Source organism: Nocardiopsis sp. SBT366, from assembly GCF_001083815.1.
Taxonomy (GTDB): Bacteria; Actinomycetota; Actinomycetes; order Streptosporangiales; family Streptosporangiaceae; genus Nocardiopsis; species Nocardiopsis prasina.
Genome location: NZ_LAVM01000029.1, coordinates 44,684 through 63,139, shown reverse-complemented (window position 1 = coordinate 63,139; position 18,456 = coordinate 44,684). Strand labels below are relative to the sequence as shown.

At 72.2% G+C, this 18,456-nt stretch carries 17 protein-coding genes and 1 riboswitch; of the genes, 8 read left to right on the top strand and 9 right to left on the bottom strand.

Annotation, left to right across the window (positions count from 1 at the left end; translation table 11 throughout):
* Positions 1-45 precede the first annotated feature (45 nt).
* From ADX84_RS11295 to ADX84_RS11280, 4 genes are read left to right on the top strand one after another with little or no spacing between them, the layout of a single operon-like run.
* On the top strand, positions 46-2,511 hold the full coding sequence (locus ADX84_RS11295; RefSeq protein WP_049571815.1) for a nitrate- and nitrite sensing domain-containing protein: 2,466 nt from the start codon (positions 46-48) through the stop codon (positions 2,509-2,511).
* Positions 2,511-2,963 (top strand): roadblock/LC7 domain-containing protein, encoded by a 453-nt coding sequence (locus ADX84_RS11290; protein WP_049571812.1) that lies wholly within the window; start codon positions 2,511-2,513, stop codon positions 2,961-2,963. Before ADX84_RS11295 ends, ADX84_RS11290 begins: the two co-directional genes overlap by 1 nt.
* Complete coding sequence (locus ADX84_RS11285) at positions 2,960-3,328, top strand: DUF742 domain-containing protein (RefSeq protein WP_017543389.1); 369 nt, start codon at positions 2,960-2,962, stop codon at positions 3,326-3,328. The genes ADX84_RS11290 and ADX84_RS11285 overlap by 4 nt, the downstream gene beginning before the upstream one ends.
* Positions 3,329-3,335: 7 nt before the next feature.
* Positions 3,336-3,917 (top strand): ATP/GTP-binding protein, encoded by a 582-nt coding sequence (locus tag ADX84_RS11280; RefSeq protein WP_026129038.1) that lies wholly within the window; start codon positions 3,336-3,338, stop codon positions 3,915-3,917.
* A gap of 144 nt (positions 3,918-4,061) precedes the next feature.
* Here the strand turns inward: ADX84_RS11280 and ADX84_RS11275 are convergent, their stop codons facing one another.
* Complete coding sequence (locus tag ADX84_RS11275) at positions 4,062-6,122, bottom strand: BTAD domain-containing putative transcriptional regulator (RefSeq protein WP_049571809.1); 2,061 nt, start codon at positions 6,120-6,122, stop codon at positions 4,062-4,064.
* A 310-nt stretch (positions 6,123-6,432) separates the two neighbouring features.
* Here ADX84_RS11275 and ADX84_RS11270 point away from each other — a divergent pair, with 310 nt between their 5' ends.
* Positions 6,433-7,311 carry an alpha/beta fold hydrolase gene (locus ADX84_RS11270; RefSeq protein ID WP_049571807.1) on the top strand — a complete coding sequence of 293 codons (879 nt, stop codon included), beginning with the start codon at positions 6,433-6,435 and terminating at the stop codon, positions 7,309-7,311.
* 40 nt (positions 7,312-7,351) lie between these two features.
* Here ADX84_RS11270 and ADX84_RS11265 read toward each other — a convergent pair whose 3' ends face one another.
* The 3 genes from ADX84_RS11265 to ADX84_RS11255 all read right to left on the bottom strand — a co-directional run bounded on the left by ADX84_RS11265 (position 7,352) and on the right by ADX84_RS11255 (position 10,358).
* A complete protein-coding gene (locus ADX84_RS11265) occupies positions 7,352-8,170 on the bottom strand; it encodes an ABC transporter ATP-binding protein (protein WP_049571805.1) in 819 nt (272 codons plus the stop codon).
* Between the two features lie 62 nt (positions 8,171-8,232).
* Positions 8,233-9,327, bottom strand: a complete 1,095-nt coding sequence (locus tag ADX84_RS11260; RefSeq protein WP_049571802.1) for an iron chelate uptake ABC transporter family permease subunit — start codon at positions 9,325-9,327, stop codon at positions 8,233-8,235.
* Entirely contained in the window at positions 9,324-10,358 is a 1,035-nt protein-coding gene (locus ADX84_RS11255; protein WP_049571799.1) for an iron ABC transporter permease, read from the bottom strand. Before ADX84_RS11255 ends, ADX84_RS11260 begins: the two co-directional genes overlap by 4 nt.
* Before the next feature lie 163 nt (positions 10,359-10,521).
* On the opposite strand from ADX84_RS11255, the gene ADX84_RS11250 reads away from it, so the two are divergent.
* Complete coding sequence (locus ADX84_RS11250) at positions 10,522-11,541, top strand: iron-siderophore ABC transporter substrate-binding protein (protein WP_049571794.1); 1,020 nt, start codon at positions 10,522-10,524, stop codon at positions 11,539-11,541.
* Positions 11,542-11,597: 56 nt separating this feature from the next.
* Here ADX84_RS11250 and ADX84_RS11245 read toward each other — a convergent pair whose 3' ends face one another.
* The 3 genes from ADX84_RS11245 to ADX84_RS11235 all read right to left on the bottom strand — a co-directional run bounded on the left by ADX84_RS11245 (position 11,598) and on the right by ADX84_RS11235 (position 14,275).
* Positions 11,598-12,365 carry a TSUP family transporter gene (locus ADX84_RS11245; RefSeq protein ID WP_049571791.1) on the bottom strand — a complete coding sequence of 256 codons (768 nt, stop codon included), beginning with the start codon at positions 12,363-12,365 and terminating at the stop codon, positions 11,598-11,600.
* A 318-nt stretch (positions 12,366-12,683) separates the two neighbouring features.
* On the bottom strand, positions 12,684-13,328 hold the full coding sequence (locus tag ADX84_RS11240; RefSeq protein ID WP_049571788.1) for an alpha/beta hydrolase: 645 nt from the start codon (positions 13,326-13,328) through the stop codon (positions 12,684-12,686).
* Positions 13,325-14,275, bottom strand: a complete 951-nt coding sequence (locus ADX84_RS11235) for a ring-cleaving dioxygenase (protein WP_049571840.1) — start codon at positions 14,273-14,275, stop codon at positions 13,325-13,327. Before ADX84_RS11235 ends, ADX84_RS11240 begins: the two co-directional genes overlap by 4 nt.
* Before the next feature lie 257 nt (positions 14,276-14,532).
* On the opposite strand from ADX84_RS11235, the gene ADX84_RS11230 reads away from it, so the two are divergent.
* Positions 14,533-14,736, top strand: coding sequence for a hypothetical protein (locus ADX84_RS11230; RefSeq protein ID WP_049571784.1), 204 nt, complete (start codon positions 14,533-14,535; stop codon positions 14,734-14,736).
* Positions 14,737-14,886: 150 nt separating this feature from the next.
* Here the strand turns inward: ADX84_RS11230 and ADX84_RS11225 are convergent, their stop codons facing one another.
* Together ADX84_RS11225 and ADX84_RS11220 are read right to left on the bottom strand one after the other, a co-directional pair.
* The gene (locus ADX84_RS11225; RefSeq protein WP_234003924.1) at positions 14,887-15,390 is read right to left on the bottom strand and encodes a hypothetical protein; all 504 of its coding nucleotides are present in this window, start codon (positions 15,388-15,390) and stop codon (positions 14,887-14,889) included.
* A gap of 119 nt (positions 15,391-15,509) precedes the next feature.
* Positions 15,510-16,046, bottom strand: a complete 537-nt coding sequence (locus ADX84_RS11220) for an NUDIX hydrolase (RefSeq protein WP_049571781.1) — start codon at positions 16,044-16,046, stop codon at positions 15,510-15,512.
* 135 nt (positions 16,047-16,181) lie between these two features.
* Positions 16,182-16,289, top strand: a riboswitch (SAM riboswitch).
* A 170-nt stretch (positions 16,290-16,459) separates the two neighbouring features.
* On the opposite strand from ADX84_RS11220, the gene ADX84_RS11215 reads away from it, so the two are divergent.
* Complete coding sequence (locus ADX84_RS11215) at positions 16,460-18,451, top strand: FAD/NAD(P)-binding protein (RefSeq protein ID WP_082206398.1); 1,992 nt, start codon at positions 16,460-16,462, stop codon at positions 18,449-18,451.
* Positions 18,452-18,456: the final 5 nt, after the last annotated feature.

Genomic DNA, 18,456 nt, shown 5'->3' with positions numbered 1-18,456 from the left:
CTTGCGCGAGCAGCCACGCGCGCCCCTCCCCCCGGAAGCGAGCCCATGCCCAACGAGAAGCGCTCCTCGCTTCGTGCCCGCATGGTCAGCCTGGTGCTCCTCCCCAGCACCGCCCTGCTGGCCCTGTGGGCGGTCTTCAGCACCGTCCTGGCCACGGACATCCGCGATCTGGGCGCCACCACGGCCTTCATCGACGAGGTCGGCGAGCCCGTCGTGGACGTCCTCACCCACCTTCAGCGGGAGCGGCGCGCCACCATGGGCGTGGCCCACCGGCCCACGCGCGGCGAACTCGACCAGCTCGAGGCCGCCCGAACCGCCACCGACGAGAGCGCTCTCACCCTCGACCGGGCCCTGGGCCGGTTCGGCCGCGGCGACCTGCCCGCCGAGGTCCTCACCCTCCAGAGCCAGCTCAACCTGTTGGAACGCCACCGCACCGAGGTGGTCGACACCCTCGATCCCGGAGTCGACGCCCTGGAGGTCGCCGCCCAGCCCTACAACCGCATGATCGAGTCCGGGCTGGAGATCTGGGACGCCCAGGTCGACCGCACCGACGTCGCCCTCTCCCCCCACCTGCGCTCGCTCACCTCCCTGTTGCGCTCCCGCGAGTACCTCAGCCAGCAGGACGCCGTCCTGGCGCACTCCATGGCCACCGACTCCTTCACGGCCCGGGCCCACACACGGTTCGCGTCCGCCGCGGGCGCCCAGCGCCACACCTGGACCCAGGTGGAGCCCGCCACCGGCAGCCATCGCAGCCAGGACTACAAGGAACTCAACGGCTCCGCCCAGAAGCGTTCGGTGTACAACCTCCAGGACATCGTCATCGGCAACCCCGGCGGACCCGACACCCGCGTCCCCGTCGACTCCCGCAGCTGGAGCGAGGCCACCGGAGCCCTCGACGAGCGCCTGCGCGCGGTCGAGCACGCGCGGATGGTCGAGATCGTGGAGACGGGCCACGCGCACTCCCGGGATCTGCTCCTGAGCGTGCTGCTGGTGAGTGTGGTCGCGCTCGCGGTGGCCCTGGCCTCGGTCGTGGTGGCGGTGACCGGGTCCCAGCGGCTCGGGCGCCGTCTCCAGGACCTGCGAACGCACACTCTGCACCACGCCCGCTTCCGGCTCCCGCAGGTGACGGCGCGGCTGCGGTCGGGCGAGAGCGTGGACGTGGACGTCGAGGCGCCCCGGTTGGCGGGTGAGCGGCGTGACGAGCTCGGGCAGGTGGCAGAGGCCTTCGACGACGCCCAGCGGGCAGCGGTGGTCGCGGCCGTGGAGGAGGCGCAGGTGCGGGCGGGCGTGCGCAACGTGTTCCGCAACATCACGCGGCGTACGCAGTCGCTGGTGCACCGGCAGTTGTCGCTGCTGGACCGGTTGGAGCGGAGCGAGACCGACCCCAAGGTGCTGGAGTCGCTGTTTCGGATCGACCACTTCAGCACGCAGATGCGGCGCAACGCCGAGAACCTGATGCTGCTCAGCGGTGACCGTCCCTCACGTCCCGGTGGCGCCTCGGTGGGGTTGCACGAGGCGGTGCGGGCGGCGGCCGGCGAGATCGAGGACTACGCCCGGGTGCGGGTGTTGGCCCTTCCGCGGGTGGCGCTGTCCGGGGAGGCGGGGTCGGATCTGGTACGGCTGGTCGCGGAGCTGCTGGAGAACGCGGCGTCCTTCTCGCCTCCGGGGACGGAGGTGTCCGTGGGCGGTCGGGCGTTGGAGGGCGGCGACTGCCTGGTGGAGGTCGAGGACGAGGGGTTGGGCATGACCGTCGGCCAGCTGGAGTCCGCGAACGCGTTGCTGGCCGAGCCGCCGCGGTTCGATCTGGCGCGGATGCGGGAGGACTCGCAGCTGGGGTTGTTCGTGGTGGCCACCATCGCGGCGCGGCACGGGTTCGTGGTGGAGTTGCGGGCCTGCCCGTACCAGGGGACGAGGGCGCTGGTGCGTCTTCCCGGTCCGGTGTTGGTGGAGCGCGACCACCAGGGCGGGCCGATGCGCCGTGTCGAGCCGGTGGGCCCGCAGGGCGTTGGGGAGGGGGTCGATCCCCATGGCGGACGCATCGGCGCGGGTGAGGAGGCCTCGGGCCACTCCCCCACGGCTGGAGCCGTCTCCGTGGCCCCCAACGTCGGTACGCCGCGCTTGGCCCGTCGGTTCCGCCCGGGGGATCGCGGCACGGACGAGGTGGGTTCGGGCGCCGAGGGTGCCCGGCCCGTGGTCGTTCCCGGGGAGGAGGGGCAGAGCGGGCCGACCCCCTCCCCCACGCCGGAGGGCACCTACATGGGGTTGCCCGTGCGTCAGCGTCGACGCTCGACCCCTCCCCCGGCCCCGGGGGTGGCGGAGGCCGGTGACGACGGGCCCGGCCCGGGGCCGGAGCGGGTCACCGGTGGGCAGCGTTCGCTGTCGGAGATCAGGTCCATGATGAGTGCCTTCCAGGCCGGTACGGAGCGCGGACGTGCGGTGTCCACCGGCGAGGAGGCGGCGGAGGGTGTGCCCGAGCAGGGGTCGCGCCACGGTGAGAGTGCGGAAGGGTGATGTCGGTGTCGGCTGGGACCACGGCTGAGGGTCGGAGCGGTGTGGACGGGGCGTCAGCGGGTCAGAGGCTGGACTGGTTGATGGGTGACCTGGTGGAGAGGGTGGCGGGGGCGCGTCAGGCGCTGTTGCTGTCGGCGGACGGGTTGCTGCTGTCGTGTTCGGCTGGTGTGGAGCGCGAGGAGGGTGAGCGGCTGGCGGCGATCGCGTCGGGGTTCGCGAGTCTGGCGCGGGGTGCGCGTGCGCAGGTGGGCGCGGCCGAGGTGCGCCAGTGCGTGGTGGAGATGGACAACGTGTTCTTCTTCGTGCTGCCCGCTGGGCAGGGCGCGCAGTTGGCGTTGGTGGCGGACGCCTCGTGTGACATGGGGCAGGCGGCCTTCGAGGTGAACCGTCTGGTGCGGCAGGTGGGTCCGTACCTGTCGGCGCTGCCCCGGAGGCGGGGAGGTGCGGGGTGAGGTCGGTGCCTGCGGAGGAGGGGTGGTCGGGGGAGTCGAGTCTGATTCGCCCGTACTCGTTGACGGGGGGCCGTACGCGTCCCTCGCGGTCGGATTTCTCGATGACTTCGCAGGTGGTGGCGGTTCCGTCGGTGGATCGGCGGGAGGTGGACCCGGAGTTGGAGCTGATCCTGTCGGTGTGTGCGCGCCCGGTGTCGGTGGCGGAGGTGGCTTCGCGTTCGGGGTTCGCGTTGGGGGTGTTGCGGGTCCTGTTGGCCGATCTCCTGGATCAGGGTCTGGTGGTGGTGCACACCTCGGACTGGGAGAGGGAGCGGCCGGACGCGCGGACGTTGCGTTCCGTCCTGGAACGCATCCGGGAGTTGTGAGGTGTTGATGGAGGGCTCTGTGGCCCAGGGTGGTCCCGTTCCGGACACGTTGAAGATCGTGGTCGCGGGTGGTTTCGGGGCGGGCAAGACGACGCTGGTCTCGGCGTTGAGTGAGGTGGAGTCGTTGCACACCGAGGAGGTGATGACCTCCGAGAGCGTGGGTGTGGACGATCTGGACGGGGTGGAGGGCAAGACCACGACGACGGTGGCGTTGGACTTCGGTCGGATCACGTTGGACGAGTCGACGGTGGTGTACCTGTTCGGGACACCGGGTCAGCGGCGGTTCTCGTTCATGTGGGAGGAGTTGGCGCAGGGGGCGTTGGGCGCGGTGGTGCTGGCTGACACGCGGCGGTTGGCCGACTCCTTCGACGCGATCGACTTCTTCGAGTCGCGTGGGGTGCCGTTCGTGGTGGCGGTGAACTGTTTCGACGGTCAGCGCACGCATCGCGCGGAGGACGTGCGGGTGGCGTTGGACGTGGCCGAGGGGGTCCCGGTGTTGTTGTGTGACGCCCGTGAGCGGGAGTCCGTCAAGGAGGTCGTGGTGGAGCTGGTGTCGTTGGTGTTGCGTCTGGAGTTGTCGGGCGCCTAGCCGGGTGGCGGGGGCTTCGGCCCCCGCCCGGGGCGTCCAGCCAGGCTCTCCCTCAAGTTCAACCTTCCACTCGCCTGTTGATACTTTTGGGGTCCAGCCCCGGGGGGTGGAGACAAGAAGTCTCAAATGTCCCAAAGGTTCCACTCAGGTGCCCAGAGCCCGCCGAAGGGCGTCGAGGTGGTCGGCCACCGGACCCAGGGTGAGTATCCCGGTCTGCGCGCCGGCCTCCTCTGCGACGGCCGGGGTGAGCTCGGTCAGGGCCCGCCGCATCAGGGCACGGTCCCCCAGGGCCATGGCGGCACGGGCGGCCAACGCCCAGCGGGCCTCCAACAACAGGTCGCGCGGTGGCTCCGGCAGGCTCGACAGCGCGCTTGCGGCTTCGTCGGTCCGGTGTCGGGCGAGCAGCACGTGGGGGCGGGCCCAGGGTTCGTGGGGGCCGTAGTCGACGTCGGTGCCGGTGGGAGCGGGCAGTCCACGCCGCAGACGCAGGCACAGCAGCGCCAGGGGCTCCAGTCCGTGTTCGAGTCCGGGCATACCCGCGCCGCGCAGCCCGGCGGAGGCGTCGCGCAGGGCGCTGAGAGCGCTCTCTGACGTGACCCGGTGATCGGCGGCGGCCCGCAGGGCCCGGTACCAGCGGGAGAAGACCACGGTCAGCGGGCGTTCGTGGCGCTCCCCCAGCTCCAGCGCGGCCCGGTCGTGGTGGTCGGCGCCCGACCAGTCAGCCAGCGCGGACAGGGACTGCACCCGGATCAGGTGGCCCAGGATCCGGAAGGTGACGAGGTCGTGCCGGGTGGCCAGGGCGATGAGCTCGGAGCCCAGGGCGTCGCGCTCGGGTGCCAGCCCGGTCCGGTGGAAGGTCTGCATGTAGCGGGCGTTCAGGGCGAAGGCCAGCAGGGTGGGGTCGCCCAGGTCCCTGGCGAGCCGTTCCGCCTCGGAGGCCGCCTCGGGTCCCCGAGCTCCACGGGTGCCGCGCGACTCCAGGGCGACGGTGGCTGACAGCCGGGCGCGGGCGCCCTCGTGCCCGGTGTCGGGCAGGGCGGCCAGGGTGCGTTCGGCGGCGGCGACCACCCGGGCGGAGCGTTCGGGGTCGTCCACCCGTGTCCAGTTGGCGGGGACGTCGTAGGTGCCGATCACCCGCGCGGTCAGGAGGGGGTCGCCGAGTTCCTCGGCGGCGGTGACGGCGGCCAGGCGCTGCGCACGGGCGGTGAGCAGCCCCTCGGGGCCGGTGACGGCGAGGTCCCGCAGCAGGCTGACGGTGGACTCGAGCCGGACCCGCGCTCCTGGTGTGACGGTGCGCCGGTAGGCGTCCGCCGCCCGGTTCCACAGCTGGTCGCCGAGGTCGTCCCCCTCGTCCGCGGGCCGTGACGAGCCGGGGCCATGGGAGGGCGGGCCGAGCGGAGGGGTGCCGGTGGTCCCGCGCGGACGAGGCTCCGCGAAGGTGTCGGGGTCCAAATGGGCGGCCTGGCGCAGGATGTCCTGTTCCAGACGGCGTAGTGCGGGTCCGGGGTCCACGCCCAACTGCTCCACGAGCAGGGACCGGGCCCGGCGGAGCACTCCCAGGGCGTCCCCTTGGCGGCCGGTGCGGTACAGGGCCAGGGCCAGCAGTCGCCAGGCGTCCTCGCGCCAGGGGTGTTCGGCCACGTGGGCGTCCAGGTCGGGGACGGTCCGGGCGGCCAGTCCCAGGTCCAGTCGGGTGCGGGCGAGGTGTTCGAGGGCTCCCAGGCGCAGTTCGGCCAGGCGGGCGCGTTCGGTGCGGGCCCAGGGGGCTTCGGGGAAGTCGGCGTAGGCGGGGCCGCGCCAGGGGTCCAGGGCCTGCTGGAGTCGGGGCAGGGCCTGTTCGGGAGGCAGGGCGGCGGCGTGCTGGAGGCGTTGTTCGAACAACCAGGAATCGACGGTGTCGGGGGCGGCGTCGAGGGCGTAGCCGGGGCCCCGGGTGGTGAGCAGGGTGGCAGGGGTGCGCGGTGGCCGGTCGGGTTCCAGTGCGCGGCGGAGCGCGGCGACGAAGGTGCGCACGGCGCTGATGGCCCCGGGGGGCGGGGCTCCCTCCCACAGGTCGTCGACGAGGAGGTCGACGGGCACGACGCGGCGGCGGGCGAGGATCAGTCGTGCCAGGACCGCGCGGTGGCGCGGTCCGCGCAGCGCGAGTTCCTCCCCGGTCCCGTCCCAGGCGGTGACGGGGCCGAGCACCCCGAAGCCGACCCGCACCGGCACCCCTCCCCCGTGTTGGTCGTGTGCGTCGTGGTCAAGGTACCGGCTGGTCAGCGATGACGCGGTCCGGTGTGCGGCGGCTGCGCGGGTCCGTGGCGCGCTCCGGCCGGGTCCGGGGGTGTCGATCGTGACTGTTGACGGCCGGTGGGTGCGGCCTCCGACCGTGGGCGGCACGGGACGGTCCGGGGGGGGGTGGTCCCACGGCCGAGCGCACCCGTGCGCCAGCCCGTGCGGTCGCTCATCGGTTGCTCATCGGGGGGCGAAAGGCTGGGTTCGACCCCGGAAGGAACGAGTGAGAGGCGGACGTATGGCTCCGGTCATCGAGGGATTCGAGTACGAGCGGGTGCGGGTGGCGCCCGAGGTGTCGCTGAACGTGGCTGTCGGAGGGTCGGGGCCGCCCCTGGTGCTTCTGCACGGGTTTCCGCAGACCCACCTGATGTGGCGGCACGTGGCCGCCGACCTGGCGGCCGACCACACGGTGATCTGCCCTGACCTGCGCGGATACGGGGACAGCGACAAGCCCGAGGCAATCGGGCCCGAGGTCTACTCCAAACGGACCATGGGCGCGGACGTGGTGGAGCTGGCCCGGGCCCTGGGCCACGACAGGTTCGCGCTGGCCGGTCACGACCGCGGGGCGCTGGTGGCCGTGCGCACCGGCCTGGACCACCCCGACGTGGTCACGCACCTGGCCAGCCTGGACGTGCTGCCGACCCTGGACATGTGGGAGGCGCTGAGCGGGGTGCGCGGCGCGGTCGGCTTCCACCTGTACCTGATGGCCCAGCCTCCGGGTCTGCCAGAGCGGATGATCTCCGCCAGCGCGGAGGAGTTCTTCGGATACTTCCTGGACGCGTGGGCCACCGAGCCGGGCGCGATCCCGGGCCAGGTGCGCCGGGCCTACCTGGACGCCAGTGCCGGGGCGGTGGACTCGATCGTGGCCGACTACCGTGCCTCGGCCGGGATCGACGTCGAGCACGACGAGGCCGACCGGGCCGCCGGGCGGCGGCTTCGGATGCCGGTGACGGTGCTCCAGCAGGACTGGGGCGCGGCCCTGGGGTACGACGCCGCCGCGCTGTGGGGCGCGTGGGCCAGCGACCTGCGGCACGCCACGGTGAGCAGCGGACACTTCATGGCCGAGCAGGACCCGGCCGGGGTGGTGGCGCACCTGCGCGGTCTCCTGGAGCGCTGAGCGGGGACGGCGTCCGGTCCGACCGGACCGGACGCACTCCTCAGTGGCCCTCGCGGCCCCTGCCCCTGCGGTCGACCGGGACGATCATCGGCGTGTGGGTCTCGGGGTCGGGGATGATCCGCACCGGCAGCCCGAACACCTTCTCCACCAGGTCGGCGGTGACCACCGTGGCGGGTTCGCCCTCGGCCACGATCTCACCGTCCTTCATCACGATCAGGTGGGTGGCGTAGCGGCACGCGTGGTTGAGGTCGTGCAGGACCGCGACCAGGGTGTGCCCCTGCTCGGCGTGCAGGTCGGCGCACAGGTCGAGCATGTCCATCTGATGGGCGATGTCCAGATACGTGGTGGGCTCGTCCAGCAGCAGCAGCGGGGTCTGCTGGGCCAGGACCATGGCCAGCCACACCCGCTGGCGCTGGCCACCGGACAGCTCGTCCACGGACCGGTCGGCCAGCGCGCTGATCCCGGTGGCCGCCATCGCCTCGGCGACCACGGCCTCGTCCTGGGAGGACCACTGGCGCAGGAAGCTCTGGTGCGGGAACCGGCCCCGGGCCACCAGGTCGGCCACACCGATGCCGTCCGGGGCGATGGAGGACTGCGGCAGCAGGCCCAACCGGCGGGCCACCTCCTTGGCCGGGTAGGAGCTGATGACCTGCCCGTCCAGGAGCACGTTGCCCTGCGCGGGCTTGAGCGTGCGCGACAGCGCGCGCAACAGCGTCGACTTGCCGCACGCGTTGGGCCCGACGATGACCGTGAAGGAGTTGTCGGGGATGCGCACGGCCAGGTCGCGGGAGATGACGCGCTGGTCGTAGGACAGGGTGAGGTCCTGGCCCGAGAGGCGGTTGCTGGCGTCGTCGGTCATCGTTCTCTTTCGGGTGCGGCTCGGCGGTGGCGGCTTGGGAACAGGATGCGGGGCGCGGACGGTCAGGCCCGGCCACCGCGCCATTCGGTGTAAAGCAGCCAGATGAGGTAGCTGCCGCCGATGACGGCGGTGACGACCCCCACCGGCAGCTGGGTGGGAGCCAACAGGCGCATGGCGACGAGGTCGGCCAGGACCAGCAACGCGGCACCCATGAGCGCGGCCCCGACCAGGGTGGTGCCGCCGGTGCGGGTCAGGCGCCGGGCCAGCTGGGGCGCGGCCAGGGCCACGAAGCCGATCGGCCCGGCCACGGCGATGGCCGCACCGGTCAGGGCGCTGGCGGCGGCCAGGGCGATGATCTGCGTGGACTGCGCGTTCACGCCCAGGCCCCGGGCGGTGTCCTCGCCCAGCTCCAGGAAGCGCAGGCGTTGCCCCACGGCGAAGATGACCGGGGCCAACACCACCAGGCCGATCCACACGGCGGCGGTCTCGCTCCACCCCCGGCCGTTGAGGCTGCCGATCATCCAGATCTGCGCGCCCAGGGCGTCGGTGAGTTCGGCGCGGGTCATGAGGTAGTCGCGTACCGAGGCCAGCATGGCGCTGATACCGATGCCGACCAGGACCAGCCGGTACCCCTGGACACCGTTCTTCATGGCCAGCAGGTACACGACACCGGCGGTGATCAGACCGCCCGCGACGGCCCCCAGTGAGACCACCACCCGTCCGGCGCCCAGGATGAGGATGGCGGCCACGGCACCGGTGGCGGCACCGGAGGTGAACCCGATGATGTCGGGACTGCCCAGGACGTTGCGGGACAGGCTCTGGAAGACGGCCCCGGCGATGCCCAGGGCGGCTCCCACACCGATGGCGGTCAGCGCCCGGGGCAGGCGCACCCCCTGCACGAAGAACACGTCGAGCCGTTCGCCGTACCCCATGAGGGCGGCGGGGACCGCCGAGAGCGGGATCTCGTAGTCGCCGACCGCCACCGACACGACCAGGGTCGCCAGCGTGAGGGCGATCAGGGTCAGGCTGATCACGAGGGTGCGCGGGCGCATCAGGAAGGAGACCCGGCCGCCGCGGGAGCGCCAGGCGCGGGTGCCGCGAGGGGTGAGGCGCTCGGGCCCGCCGGTGCGGGGTGGATGTGTCAGGGTGTCGCTCACAGCTGGGCCATCTTTCTGCTGCGGACCAGGGCGATGAACAGGGGCGCCCCGACGAGTGCGGTGATGATGCCGACCTCCAGTTCGGAGCTGGGCAGGATGACACGTCCGACGGTGTCGGCGGCGGTGAGCAGGATGGCGCCCAGGACGGCCGCGTAGGGCAGGAGCCAGCGCTGGTCGGGGCCGGTGATCACGCGGGCGGCGTGGGGGATGATCAGGCCCACGAACCAGATGGGTCCGGCCGCGGCGGTGGCGGCTCCGCACAGCAGGATGACGCCCACGGCCGTTCCGGCTCGGATCAGGGGGATCCTGGCGCCCAGGGTGGCGGCGAGGTCGTCGCCCAGGGCCATGGCGTTCAGGGAGGGGCCCAGGGCCAGGGTCACCAGGATGCCGACGATGAGGAAGGGCGCGACCTGGAGGAAGAGGTCGAGGTCGCGTCCGGTCAGCGAGCCGACCTGCCAGAACCGGATGCGGTCGAAGACGAAGTCGTTGAGGACGATGACGCCGTGGATGATCCCCTGGAGGACGGCGGCCAGCGCCGTTCCGGCCAGCGCCAGGCGCACGGGGGTGGCGCTGGCGCGGCCGCGTGAGCCCAGGGCGTAGACGGCGATCGCGGCGATGGCCGCGCCGAGGAAGGCGGGCCAGACCAGGGAGGAGCCGCTGGCGCCGAAGACGAAGGCGGCCACGACCACGGCCGCCGCGGCACCGGAGTTGATTCCGAGGATGCCGGGTTCGGCCAGGGGGTTACGGGTCAGGGCCTGCATGAGGGCACCGGCCAGCCCCAGCGCGGCGCCGACGAAGATCCCGATGATCGTGCGGGGGACGCGCAGGGTGCGGATGACGTCGTGGTCGTAGGAGCCGTCGTAGTTGGTCAGGGCGGCCCACACGTCGGCACCGGGGATGGGTTTGGCCCCGACAGTGATGCTGAGGAGCGCGCAGACGGCGAGAACGCCCAGGGCGATGATGAGGCCGATGGGGCGGATGACGCGTCTGGTGAGGGTGGGGCGCGTTGGCGCGGGCGCGCGCAGGGCCACGGGTTCCCCGTTCATCTTACTGGGTGTGCTGGGTGTGTTGTGGAGAGGCTCGCCCGTGGTGGGACCGGCGGAGCGTCGCGGAGGTCCTGGTCGGAATCGGCCAAAACCCACCCGGACAGGTTAGCCTTACCTACATCCTGTTCGCACGGAAGGGTCCCCTCAGATGCCCGAACTCACACGCCCGTCGCGCTCTCTGAGCGTGTTCGCCCTGGCCGGGGCCCTGACGCTGACCGCCTGCGGCTCCGAAGGCGTGGGTTCCGACGTCGGTGCCGACGGTGGGTCCGGCGGCACCCGGACGGTCGAGGGCGCCAACGGGAGCGTGGAGATCCCCGACTCCCCCGAGCGGATCGCCGTACTGTGGCGCCCCACCCTTGCGGCCCTGACCCTGTTGGGCCACGACGCGGTCGCAACCATGGGCACCCCCGGTGAGGCCGACCAGGGCCTGGCTCCCTTCCTACCCGAAGACGCGGACGGCGCCGAACTGACCCTGGTGACCAGCTCGCCCGTGGAGGACGACGTCAACATCGAGGAGCTGGCCAACGCCGCGCCCGACCTCATCATCGGGGTGAGCACGCCGAACGGCACCCAGGCCCAGATGGTGGACCACCTGGAGGCGATCGCGCCCACGGTCCTTGTGGAGTGGGAGGGGACCGGTTCCTGGCGCGGTCATCTGGAGGAGGTCGCACGGATCCTGGACGCGCAGGACGGGGCCCAGGAGGCGGTGGCCTCCTATGACGCGGCGATCGAACGGGCCCGGACCGACCTGGCCGGGGCCGGGGTGGATCCGGCCGGGACCGAGTTGTCCCTGGTGCGTCTGCAGAGCGACACCGAGATCCGGTTGGAGACACCGGAGTCGTTCCCGGGGCAGATCGTGGCGGACCTGGGCTTCGCCCGCCCGGACACCCAGGTGGAGGGCGGGGGCGACACCGACTTCATCCCGCACAGCTACGAGGACCTCGAGCGGGCGGACGGTGACGCGGTGTTCGTCCTGGCCGGTTCCGGGTATCCGGACGCGCCCACCACCTTCTCCGGCGGACTGTGGGCGAACCTGGGGGCTGTCGAGAACGAACGGGTGTACCGGGTGGACCACGACTTCTGGGGGTCGGCCAACTACCACGGGGCCCACCGGATCATCGAGGACGTCACCGCGGCGCTGACGGGCGGGGCCGACCCGGCGGTGTAGGGGCCGGTACGGCCGGGCCCGGTTGCCTCGGTGGTGGGCAGCCGGGACCCGTGCGCTCAGGCGAAGACGTCCCAGCCCATGCGGGCGAGCAGGGCGAGCACCACCACGAGCAGGACCCCGCGGACGAACCCCGATCCCCGCTGGAGGGCCATGCGGGCGCCGACCTGGGCTCCCAGGATCGTGCAGACCGCCAGCCCGAGGCCCAGCAGCCAGTCCACGTGGCCGCCGAGCCCGAAGACCACCAGGGCGCCGAGGTTGGTGCACACGTTGACGATCTTGGCCGAGGCGGAGGCCTGGAGGAAGTCCATGCCCAGCACCGCGGTGAAGGCGATGATCAGGAACACGCCCGTGCCGGGGCCGATGATGCCGTCGTAGAAGCTCACGCCGACCCCGGCCAGGGCCAGGGCCGCCAGGATCCGGTTGCGGGTGCGCAGGGCCGGGTCGGGTGAGGTGCCCATGGCGGGTCGGAACACCACCAGCAGGGCGACCCCGGCCAGGACGACCATGATGATCGGTTTGAGCACGTCGGCGGTGAGCGCCGTGGCCAGGGCGGCGCCCAGCCCGGAACCGAGCAGGGCCAGCCCGGCGGTGGGGACCACAACACGGCGGTCGATCCTCACCTTGCGGGCGTAGGCGATGGCCGCGGAGGTGGTGCCGAAGACGGCGCCGAGCTTGTTGGTGCCCAGCAGCGTGGCCAGGGGCGCGTTGGGGGCGGCGACCATGAGGGCCGGGAGCAGGAGCAGGCCCCCTCCCCCGACGACGGCGTCGATCCAGCCCGCGGCGACGGCTGCGAGCAACAGCAGTCCGAGGATTTCGGGGTCCATCACCGGAGCCGTGCGGTGTGAGAAGAGAGGATCATCGGGTGTCTTCCATGACGGGGAACGGGGCGCGAGCCAATCTAGCCACTGACGCGTACCGCTTTGTCACGGGACCGGAGCGGTGGTCCCCTTACACAGGTTGGAATGGTTTCGTCCGTTGCTGCCTCGTTGCTTCCAGGGGCGCACACCCCTTGGAACGGCCAGCTTTACGACGTAGATTCACTTTTGGCCGAAGAGAAGCGGTGACGCCCGGGTGCAGGGGGCGTCACCGCGGCTGGGCGGTCCCCGAGGGCCAGGCCCCCGTGCCTGTCCCTCGGGGCGAGCTCAGAACTCCTCGTGGGCGAACCAGTCCCGGGCCTCGGCCAGCACCTCCGGCGTCAGCTGGTGTCCCCCGGCGTGCTCCCGGACCAGGACCCGCGCGCCCCGCTCCCCCAGCTGGGAGGCGAGCAGGCGGGACTGGTCGATGGTCGTGATGGGGTCGGCCACGCCGTTGCCGAGGAACACCCGCGTCCCCGACAGGTCCACCGGAGCGGGTTCGCGCCCCTGGAGCGGGGCGCCGCCCGCGAACAGCGCGGCGCCCGCGACCAGTCCGGGGTGGAGCAGCAGCAGCCCGGCACCCGTGTTGGCACCGTTCGAGAACCCGCTCACCACGATCCGCGCGGGGTCGAGGTCATAGGCCTCGGTGGCGGCCTCGACGAAAGCGGCCAGCTCGGCGGTGCGCCCGATGAGGTCCTCGACGTCGAAGACCCCCTCCCGCAGACGACGGAACCAGCGGTTCATGCCGTTCTCGTCGACCCTGCCGCGCGGGGACAGCAGCGCGGCGCCCGGCGCCAGGGCACGGCCCAGGGGCAGCAGGTCGTGTTCGTCGGCGCCGGTCCCGTGCAGGAGAAGCAGGGTCGGCGCGTCCGGCGCGGTGGCCGGTTCGAAGACGTGGACGAAGTCCTCGACCGAGGTCGCGGGTGTGGTCACTGGTCGACCTCCACACGCGGCAGGCGGGCGGCGATCTGTTCGTGGCTGGGCTCCAGCCACGGCGGCAGCTTCAGCGAGCGACCCAGTTCGAGCAGGGGTTCGTCGTAGTCGAACCCCGGGCCGTCGGTGGCGATCTCCAGCAGCACGCCGCCGGGCTCGCGGAAGTAGATCGACGTGAAGTACGTCCGGTCGCGGATCTCGGTGACCCCCACGCCGTCGTCCTCCAGGCGCTGGCGCCAGGACTCCTGCACGGGTGTGTCCGGGGCACGGTAGGCGACGTGGTGGACGGTTCCGGCGGCGACCACGCCCCGCTCGGCCCGGGGGTCGGCCACGACGTCGACGATGGTGCCGACGCCGTCGCCGGTGTCGTTGGTCCGGAACCGCATCCGGTTGCCGTTCTCGCTCTGCAGGTGGAAACCGAGCTGGTCACCGAGCATCAGGGCGGTGCCGTCCGCGTCGTGTTCGGTGAGGGTGACGGCGCGGATACCCCGGATGGCGTGGTCGACGGGGACCGCTCCCCCGTCCCAGGGCTCGGTGTCGTGGTGGTCGGCGCTGGCGGCAAGCTCGATGACGAGTCCGTCCGGGTCCCGCAGGGTGAGGACGTCCTCCTCACCGCGTTCGGTCGGGCGGGAGGCCGGCACGTTCAGCGCGGCCAGGTGCCCGGCCCACCAGCCCAGGGAGCCCTCGGGGACGGAGAAGGTCGTGGTGGTGGCCTGACCTGCGCCGATCCTGCCCTTGGGCGCGTCGGGCCAGGGGAAGAAGGTCATGATGGTGCCGGGATTGCCCGCGCGGTCCCCGTAGTAGAAGTGGTAGGTCTCCGGGGCGTCGAAGTTCACCGTCCGCTTGACCATGCGCATGCCCAGCGCGTTCAGGTAGAAGTCGGCGTTGGCCTGTGGGTCGCTCGCGATCGCTGTCACGTGGTGAATCCCCGAGGGACGCACGTCCATGTCCTTCACCCTTTCTCGTCCGGCTGGCCACTCAGTGCAACAAGTTGAATCTTAAACTACTTGTGGTCCGCTGTCTCCCCCATCCCTTCCCACACGGGTTCCCCCTCCATCACGGCGCGGGGGAACCTTCTCCGGCCCGGGTGCCGGACGCGCGTCCGACGGTCGGGCACTTCTCCCCAACCGTCGGATGCGGCGCATTCGGTGACGTTCCGGAGGCACCCTTCCCCGTCCGTGTACTCCACGGTTACGGTGTCCTCATGAGCACGAGCGACCCCACCCGCATCCTCCCCTCGGGGATCTGCCGCCGCGGCCATCACGAGTGGCGTCACGACCCACCGGGTGGCAGGCGTCTGGTGTGCGTCCGCTGCAAGTCCATGAGCATGAACAACTTCGGCGCCCCGTGCCGGACCGACTGCGCGGACTGCGACCGCGTGGCCGTTCGGGCCGTGGAGACTCAGTAGTTCCGGGACCGAATGGCCCCGCAGTTCGAGCACTGCTCCGTTCCGCCGTTGGGACCTGAGGTCCAGTCGTGATCGCATGCGGCCATAGATCCTCCTCGTTTCACGGGAGGACCTACCCACACCGGCGGCGTGCCGCCACCGGAGGCGCCGTCAGTACACGGGACAGATCGCGGTCTCGCGAAGCACGGATCCGGAAAGCAGCTTGTCGCAGACCGCCCGCCAGCCGGGATGGTCGTCGACCAGGACATGACCCTCGGGCGGATGGAAGCCGTCGAGCATCCGGTCCAGCTCCGGGTCGGAGAAACCGGAGAACTCCCGCACCCGCCGGACGGGCATCGCGTACCCCACCTCACCGCCCCCGGCCAGGTACTCCTCCACGAGGGCCCCCTCACCCGGGCTCTCGCGCTCGGCGATCCGCGCGATCTCGCGCGGGGTGTCCACGATCGCCGCCCCCAGGTCGATCACCGCGCACAGCCGCCCCTCGGGGCGGGTGAGGTACACGAACCACTGGGCGGGCGCCCCGGTGAGGAAGCGGCGCCGGAACTCGTGGGTCCTGTCGCCACTCCACATCCGCTCGTACCGCTGGGCGTCCAGGCTCATCACCACCGGCACCGGGGAGAGTTCGGGGAGACCGAACAACGACTCGTGAACCAACGGGCCACCTCACGATCGCAGGGACGAGTGGGGCCACAGTAGCCATTGGAATCCTGACCTCGCAGGCGGTTGCCCAAGTTCTCACCTTCGCCCGCCAGGCCACCGCACGGCCCGCGGGTTCACGGGGTCGGGCGCCCCACCCCGTACAGGTACAGCAGGGCCGTCATCGAGGTTCCCGCCACCAGACTCCTCCCCGCCACGAGTCCGGGCACGTCGGCGAGCGGCACCCACTCGACACGCTCCGACTCCCAGTCCTGCGCGGGATCGCCCACGTACTCGGCGGTGTCGGCGAAGAAGACGTGGTGGGCGGAGTCCGAGATCCCCGGGGTGGGCTGGACGTACACCAGCGGACACAACGGTCCCGGCCGCCAGCCCGTCTCCTCCAGCACCTCACGCGCCGCCGCGTCCTGGGGACTCTCACCGGACTCGACGCCGCCCATGGGGATCTCGTAGGCCCACGTGTCGGTGATGAACCGGTGGCGCCACTCCAGGAGCACCCGGTCCTCCTCGTCCATGACGACCGCGCCCGCCCCGGGCGACGTCCGGATCAGCCGGTGCTCCAGGTGCCGCCCGCCGGTGATCTCCACGTCCGCGATCCGGACGTCCAACCACTGGTCGGTGTACAGCGGCTTCTCGGAGTGAACGGTCCAGCGCACGGTTCTCCCCCGGTGTCGTGTCGGCGCACAGCGGACCCACCCAATCACGGCCCGGCCTGGAGCGGAGCTCTGTAGCCTTCCTCACTCACCCGATCCCTTGTAGCGAATATTTCCTATCGCCTAAGTTGATTTTCAGGTCAAGAGTTCCAGCGCGAAGTTCCGGCTCGCTGGACGGCAACCCTCCTGCACGGTGGGGTGCCCCGGAGACGACGACCCGGCTGCGTGAGGCGGCAAGCGTGCGACACCCACTACATCGTCGCCGACGGTCCCCCCTCGCAGGCCTACGACCCGCGGGTGCTGAGCTCGGTGTACGGGTTGGACGTGCGGGTGACCAGCGGCGATGGTGGAGTGGTGGAGGTACGGCCGTCCGTGCTGGAGCCCTCCCCTGCCGGAGCGAACGGAACGGACGGGCCATGAGCGGTACACAGGACACCGGCGCACCGGCGCGCGACGACCTCGCCCGGATCGCCGGGCACGGTGCGCACGAGCGCTACGACGCGGTCGTGGTGGGCGGCGGCCCCCGAGCCGTCGCGGTGGTGGTACGGCTCGCCGCCCGGCTGGGCGGGGGCGAGCGGCCCGTGCGTGTGGCCGTGGTCGACCGGGTGGAGGTCGGTCCTGGCGCCACCTGGCGCACCGACCAGTCGCCCCTGCTGCTGAACAACACCTACAGCGCGCACACCACGATCCACGCTGACGAGAGCACCCCCATGGACGGGCCCGTCGTGCCCGGCCCCGACCTGGTGCGGTGGGCCTCGGACGACCGTGTCCGGGCCGACCGCCCGGCGTGGGCGGCGCGGGAGATCGCGGAGCTGCGTCCCTGGACCTACCCCTCCCGGCGTCTCCAGGGCGTCTACTACGACGAGCAGCTGGCGGACGCGGTGGCGACCGGCCGGGTCGAACTGACCCCCGTCCTCGGCACGGCCGTGGACCTGGAGTCCGCCGGGAGCGGTTGGCGCACCGTGGTGCTGGAGGACGGCCGCAGGCTGGCGGCGCCCTCGGTGGTCCTGGCCCAGGGCATGGTGCAGACGCGTCGTTCGCCCCGGGTCCGGTCCCTGTCGACGTCAGCGGAGCGGCACGGACTGGTGTACGTGGAGCCGGGCATGCCCGCCGAACGTGACTGGGACCGTGTGCCGGGCGGTGAGACCGTGCTGGTCACGGGGCTGGGCGCGAACTTCTTCGACGTGGTGGCGCTGCTGACACAGGGTCGGGGCGGACGCTTCGTCCCGGCCGGGGATCCCGCGCGTCCGGCCCGGCTGCGCTACCTGCCCGGCGGGGACGAACCGCTGCTGGTCGCGGGGTCGCGCCGCGGGCTCCCCTACCGCGCCAAGGCCGCCTACGCCGACAGTTTCCCACCACGCTACGAGCCGGTGCTGGCGACGCGGGAGTGGTTCGCGCGGGTGGCCACCGGGTCCTCGCAGGACTTCCGGACGGCGGTGTGGCCGCAGCTGGCCCGCGAGTTCGCCTGGGCCCATCTGTCGGTGCTGTTGGAGCACCGGCCGGAGGCCGTGCGCGATGGCCTGGGGCGCGGTGAGCTGCTGTCCGCGCTGGAGGAGGCCGACGCCGACGGCGTGGACGCGGTGGTGGCGGAGGCGGTGACCGACCCTCGGCTGCGTCTGTGGACGGGACGGCTGGACCGGCCCTCACCGTCGTCCCCCGGAGGGGCGGCGATGTCGGAGGCGAAGTGGCGTGCGGAGGTCGCGCGCTTCGCGGAGGAGGAACTGGAGACCATCGACGACCCCGAGAGGAGTCCGCGCAACGCCGTGAACCGGGCGATGGCGGCGCTGCGTGGGCCGGTGCAGCGCCTGGTGAAGCTCGGCGCGCTGGACGGCGTGAGTGTGGCGCGCGACGTCGCGGGCTGGTTCACGCCGCTGGGACTGGCCCTGGCGTCGGGGCCGCCTCCGCACCGGGCCGCCCAGGTGCTGGCGCTGATCGACGCGGGCGTGGTGGAACTCCTGGGCGAGGGCTCCTCCGTGGAGTTCGAGGACGGGCTGTTCGTCGGCCGCTCCACGTCGGTGCGGCGCGCACCCGTGCGGGCGCGGGCCTTCGTGGAGACGCGCATGTCCAAGGGGGTGGTCACCGACACCGACGATCCGCTCTTGCGGACACTGCTGGGTTCGGGGCGGGCGCGTCTGCACCGGTGGCCCGGCTCGGGCGGCGCCGCGGTCTCCAGCGGCACACTCGACGTGACCTCTGAGGGGTTCCACCTCGTCGGTGACGACGGCGCGGCGGACGAGCGCGTGACGGTGCTCGGCATCCCGGCCGGCGCCGTGCAGCCCGGGTCGGCCATCGGGGCCACGCCCGGTGTGCCCTCGCCGCTCCTGGCCGGGGCGGACGTGGCCGCCGCCGGGATCCTGGCCGCCCGTGCCTCCCTCGGAGCGGGCGAGGCGGTGGCGGCGCGGGGCTGACGCGA